Origin of the sequence: Corallococcus sp. CA049B, assembly GCF_003611685.1 — a bacterium.
In the GTDB taxonomy this organism is placed as follows: domain Bacteria; phylum Myxococcota; class Myxococcia; order Myxococcales; family Myxococcaceae; genus Corallococcus; species Corallococcus coralloides.
In genome coordinates this window covers 1-1,519 of record NZ_RAWC01000444.1, presented here as the reverse complement: position 1 = coordinate 1,519, position 1,519 = coordinate 1, and the positions used below count along the sequence as shown (strand labels likewise).

The window sequence follows — 1,519 nt, the reverse complement described above, 5'->3', positions numbered from 1 at the left end:
GGTGGCGGACGCCGCGCGACTGGCCCCGGCCACCCCGGTTCATCGGAGGACGGGTCTCCTCCACGTCACCGGGCAGGGGAGGGGGCAGGTGCGAGCGGAACGCGGCGTCCGCCACCACCGGCACGCTGCGGCGGATGGTGCGCTCGATGTCGCGCAGGTACGCGCGCTCCTCGGAGTCGCAGAAGGACACGGCCTGGCCGCTGGCGCCCGCGCGGCCCGTGCGGCCGATGCGGTGCACGTACTGCTCCGGCACGTTGGGCAGGTCGTAGTTGAACACGTGCGACAGCCCGTCGATGTCGATGCCGCGCGCCGCGATGTCCGTGGCCACCAGCACCCGCAGGGTGCCGGCGCGGAACTCGTCCAGCGCGCGCTCACGGGCGTTCTGGCTCTTGTTGCCGTGGATGGCGTCCGCGCGCACGCCCGCCGCCGTCAGCTGCTTGGCCACGCGGTTGGCGCCGTGCTTCGTGCGCGTGAACACCAGCGCGCGCGGAATCGCCTTCGCGTCCTGGAGCAGGTGCGTGAGCAGCGCGCGCTTCTCCTCGCGCTCCACGAAGTAGACCTGCTGGCTCACCGTGTCCGCGGTGCTGGACGCGGGCGACACCTCCACGCGCACCGGCTCCTTCAGGATGTTGCGCGCCAGGTCCATGATGTCCGGCGGCAGCGTCGCGCTGAAGAACAGCGTCTGGCGCACCTGCGGCAGCACCTTGATGACCCGCCGCACGTCGTGGATGAACCCCATGTCCAGCATGCGGTCCGCCTCATCCAGCACGAACACTTCCAGCGCGCGCAGGGTCACGAACCCCTGGTCGATGAGATCCAACAGGCGCCCCGGCGTCGCCACCAGGATGTCCACGCCCTGGCGCAGCGCCTGGACCTGCGGATTCTGGCCCACGCCGCCGAACACCACCGCGTGCCGCAGGGGCAGGTTCTTGCCGTAGGTGACGAAGCTGTCACTCACCTGGCTGGCCAGCTCGCGCGTGGGCGTCAGCACCAGGCAGCGCACCGGACGCGCGCCGCCCGCGGGCGCCTTCGCCGACAGCCGCTGGAGGATGGGCAGCGCGAACGCCGCCGTCTTGCCCGTGCCCGTCTGGGCCACGCCCAGCACGTCCTTGCCCGCCAGGGCATGGGGAATCGCCTTCGCCTGGATGGGCGTCGGCGTGGTGTAGCCCTCCGCCTTGACGGCCTTGAGGAGCGAATCAGTCAACTGCAGTTCGTCGAAAGTCATGAAATCCCGAATAAGGAGGGTCGGCGCACTCCCCCTCAAGCGGGGGACCGACCGCGCAGCGCGCCCTCCCGCGGTATTGCGGGGGCGCCTTGCGGTACGCGGTCAGGCCAATCAATGGCCCGAGGCACCTGCGAACGTCTTGGAACCCCTGTGCGTCCGGAACGATTCCCGGTGCCGTCCAGGGCTTGGGCCACACTGCCTGCAACGGGCGGCAATGTCCCGGGAAATCCTCCCCGCCCGCCTGCCCCCGGCCGCTGTGGAGATTTCGGACAGGGCTGTTGGCCGCCTGTCCCC

General features: G+C 70.8%; 1 protein-coding gene. It reads right to left on the bottom strand.

The window, feature by feature from the left end:
* Positions 1-1,225: DEAD/DEAH box helicase (locus D7W82_RS39590; RefSeq protein ID WP_233588219.1), on the bottom strand; the 1,225-nt coding region annotated here is incomplete at its 3' end.
* Between the last annotated feature and the right edge of the window lie 294 nt (positions 1,226-1,519).